The sequence below is a fragment of the Streptomyces calidiresistens genome (assembly GCF_014141525.1).
GTDB lineage: Bacteria > Actinomycetota > Actinomycetes > Streptomycetales > Streptomycetaceae > Streptomyces > Streptomyces calidiresistens.
Window position 1 is genome coordinate 1 of the sequence record NZ_VKHS01000574.1, and the last position, 3,644, is coordinate 3,644.

At 73.7% G+C, this 3,644-nt stretch carries 3 protein-coding genes and 1 tRNA gene; all 4 read left to right on the forward strand.

Going from position 1 to position 3,644, the window contains the following annotated elements; all coding sequences use genetic code 11:
• The first annotated feature begins 350 nt into the window (after positions 1–350).
• The 4 genes from FOE67_RS19790 (at position 351) to FOE67_RS19805 (ending at position 3,596) form a co-directional block, all read left to right on the forward strand.
• Positions 351–1,736 carry a GlxA family transcriptional regulator gene (locus FOE67_RS19790; RefSeq protein ID WP_182666186.1) on the forward strand — a complete coding sequence of 462 codons (1,386 nt, stop codon included), beginning with the start codon at positions 351–353 and terminating at the stop codon, positions 1,734–1,736.
• A 217-nt stretch (positions 1,737–1,953) separates the two neighbouring features.
• A complete protein-coding gene (orn, locus tag FOE67_RS19795) occupies positions 1,954–2,556 on the forward strand; it encodes an oligoribonuclease (RefSeq protein ID WP_182666188.1) in 603 nt (200 codons plus the stop codon).
• Between the two features lie 102 nt (positions 2,557–2,658).
• Positions 2,659–2,731, forward strand: a tRNA-His gene (locus tag FOE67_RS19800).
• Between the two features lie 145 nt (positions 2,732–2,876).
• Positions 2,877–3,596 (forward strand): M50 family metallopeptidase, encoded by a 720-nt coding sequence (locus FOE67_RS19805; RefSeq protein ID WP_438874259.1) that lies wholly within the window; start codon positions 2,877–2,879, stop codon positions 3,594–3,596.
• The last annotated feature ends 48 nt before the right edge of the window (positions 3,597–3,644 follow it).

Genomic DNA, 3,644 nt, shown 5'->3' on the forward strand with positions numbered 1-3,644 from the left:
TTTTGCGCCCGTTCGACGTCCGCCCCCGGGACGCCGGCGCTGTCACCGGCGGTTTTCCCCCCGGGCGGCGCCGGGGCCGGCCGGAACCCGACGCCTCCTGTTTTCGGCCAACTTCCCGATGCCCCCCGGCCCACCCTCGGACGCCGGAGCGAGGCGTACTTCCGCCAACTGCCGAGGCGTGGAACGCTTCCTGATCGAATGCTTCACGCCACGTAGTCATGTCGATTTAGTGCCGAGTGGCGAACCAGTCCCGCCGACCCCATCCGACACAGTAGATTCGATCTTGGCAATCACGGTCGGGGGAAACGTGCAGGACCGAGAGGATGCGTCAACCGAGGGAACTGAGGAGCATGAGCCAGGACCCAACGCACGGCCCCGAGGTCGCCAGGGGGCCCCGCCCACCGGCGGCGGACAGGCTCGCCACCCGGCGGCGCCGCGAAGTCGTCGCGGTGCTGCTGTTCGGCGGCAGTCCCATGTTCGAAAGTTCCATCCCGCTCTCCGTGTTCGGCGTGGACCGACAGGACGCCGGTGTCCCCCGCTACCGGTTGTTGGTCTGCGCCGGTGAGGAGGGCCCCCTGCGCACCACCGGGGGGCTGGAACTGCGCGCCCCCTACGGGTTGGGCGCCGTGGCGCGGGCCGGCACCGTGATCGTGCCCGCCTGGCGGTCCATCACCGGTCCGCCACCGGCCCCGGCCCTCGCCGCGCTGCGCCGGGCCCACGCCGAGGGCGCGCGCGTCGTCGGCCTGTGCACGGGGGCGTTCGCGCTGGGGGCCGCCGGCCTGCTGGACGGCCGACCCGCCACCACCCACTGGATGTACGCGCCGACCCTGGCCAAGCGTTATCCCTCGGTCCACGTCGATCCCCGTGAACTCTTCGTGGACGACGGCGACATCCTCACCTCCGCCGGCACGGCCGCCGGGATCGACCTGTGCCTGCACATCGTGCGCACCGATCACGGGGCGGAGGCCGCCAACGCCCTCGCCCGGCGGCTGGTGCTGCCCGTCCGCAGAACGGTCGGTCCCGCCGAACCGGCGGGTCAACAGCGGCCTCTGGACAGGTCATTACCCGAGGACATCGGGGCCGACCCGCTGGCCGAGGTGGTCGCGTGGGCGCTGGAGCACCTCCACGAGCAGTTCGACGTGGAGGCGCTCGCCGCCCGGGCCTACATGAGCCGGCGCACCTTCGACCGGCGGTTCCGTGCCCTCACCGGGAGCGCTCCCCTGCAGTGGCTGATCACCCAACGGGTCCTCCAGGCCCAACGGTTGCTGGAGGTCTCCGACTACTCGGTGGACGAGGTCGCGGGCCGCTGCGGGTTCCGTTCCCCGGTGGCGCTGCGCGGTCACTTCCGGCGGCAGCTCGGCTCCTCGCCGGCCGCCTACCGGGCCGCGTACCGGGCCCGGCGGCAGTCCCGGGGACAGGGCGAGGGGGGCTCGCAGCCCACCGTTCCGCCCCCCGCCAGGGGCAACCGCCCCGAGGCCGACCACCGGGGCGGACGGGCGCACTCCGGGGCGGAGCCGGGACGCTCCGGTGAGGGGGAGCCGGGCGGACCGTCGGCCCGCCCGGGAGCGCTCCACCCGGCCGGTCGGCCCTCCCACGCCCCCGCCGGTCCCACCGGGCCCGGCGAGCAGCGACCGGGGTCGCCGCCCCGCGCCGGCGAGGCGCCCGGACGGGACAAGCCGGTGCGCGACGGGTGGTCGCCGCGGTTCCCGGCCCAGCGGCCCCGTCCCGCGTCCTGAGGGCACCGGGGCCGTGCCGGGGCGGACCCACGGGTCCGCCCCGGCACGACCCCCGCGGGGTTCGGGGGTTCGGGAGGCGGCGCCGACGGGAGGGCCGTGCCGGCACGACCCCGGCACCCGGCCGTTCCTCCCCGGAGCGGTGCGAACCGTCGGCCGGGCCCCGGGGTGGCCCGACACGACACCCCGCGGTCGCATGAGGGGGTCGTATGGTGTTCGCATGAACGATCGCATGGTGTGGATCGACTGCGAGATGACGGGCCTCTCGCCGGACGACGACGCACTCATCGAGGTGGCCGCGCTGGTCACCGACTCCGAGCTGAACATCCTCGGGGACGGGGTGGACATCGTCATCCGTCCCCCCGCGGAGGCCCTGGACTCCATGCCGGAGATCGTGCGGCGGATGCACACCGACTCCGGGCTCCTGGAGGAACTGCCCGGCGGCACGGACCTCGCCGACGCCCAGCGCCGGGTGCTGGAGTACATCACCGAGCACGTGCCCGAGCCCGGCCGCGCCCCGCTGTGCGGGAACTCCGTGGGCACCGACCGCGGCTTCCTCGCCCGCTACATGCCGGAGCTGGAGGCGTACCTCCACTACCGGATCATCGATGTCTCCTCGGTCAAGGAACTGGCGCGCCGGTGGTACCCGCGGGCCTACTTCAACAGTCCCGAGAAGAACGGCAACCACCGGGCGCTCGCCGACATCCGCGAGTCCATCGCCGAGCTGCGCTACTACCGCGAGGCGATCTTCGTGGAACAGCCCGGGCCGGACTCCGCCACCGCGCGGCGGATCGCCGAGCGACACGTGTTGCCGGCGGGCTGAGGCCGTCCGGCACGCCGCGCCGAACACCGGCACGAGCACGCTCCGGCACCCTGTACACTCATTGTGGCCGGGGCGGGGACACCCCCGAAACACCCGGTCGTGGTGGGCGTAGCTCAGTTGGTAGAGCACCTGGTTGTGGTCCAGGTGGTCGCGGGTTCAAGTCCCGTCGCTCACCCTGATGGAAGGATCGGGCCCCCGTTCCGCTTCGGCGGTCGGGGGCCCGTTCTCCTTCCCGGCTCCCGCACCCGCTGCGGGATCCGCTCAGCCGGTTGGGGCCGGACCGGTACGGATCCGGCGGACGCGATGGGCCAGACGTGGACGTGACGGAGATCGCCGGGCTGTGGGACCGGGTGACGGGTACCCAGCCGCACCCCGAGCTGTGGCTGGTGCTCGCGACGGCCGTCGGTGCCCTGGTCCTGATCGGCCCGTGGACCATCTGGCGGATCACCCGCAACACCGTGACCATCGCGCACGAGGGCGGGCACGGGCTGGTGGCCCTGCTCACCGGCCGCACCCTGGAGGGCATCAGGCTGCACTCCGACACCTCGGGACTGACCGTCTCCCGGGGCAGGCCCACCGGTCCCGGGATGATCCTCACCGCCGCGGCCGGCTACACCGCGCCCTCCCTGCTGGGACTCGGCGGAGCGGCTCTGCTGGGGGCCGGCCGGCTGACCGTGCTGCTGTGGGGGGCCACCGCGCTCCTGCTGGCCATGCTGGTGATGATCCGCAACGTCTACGGCGCGCTGACGGTCGTCCTCACCGGCGGCGTCTTCTTCCTCGTCTCCTGGCTGACCGGGCCGGGCGTCCAGGCCGCCTTCGGCTATCTCGCGGTGTGGTTCCTGCTGCTGGGCGGGGTGCGGCCGGTCTTCGAGCTCCAGCGCAAGCGGCGGCGCGGCGGCGCCCCCGACTCCGACGCCGACCAGCTCTCCCGCCTGACCGGTGTGCCGGGGGGACTGTGGGTGTTCGTCTTCCACCTCGTCTCGATCGGGTGCCTGGTCCTGGGCGGCAGCATGCTGCTGGACCCCGAGGCGCTCGCCTGAGCTTCCCGGCGCCCGGGATCGACCGAGCGCCCCCGGTGACCCTCCCGC

Bases quoted from the DNA above. Each gene is read 5' to 3' on its own strand.
- FOE67_RS19790 (WP_182666186.1), top strand. From the start codon at position 351: ATGAGCCAGGACCCAACGCACGGCCCCGAGGTCGCCAGGGGGCCCCGC.
- orn (WP_182666188.1), top strand. From the start codon at position 1,954: ATGAACGATCGCATGGTGTGGATCGACTGCGAGATGACGGGCCTCTCG.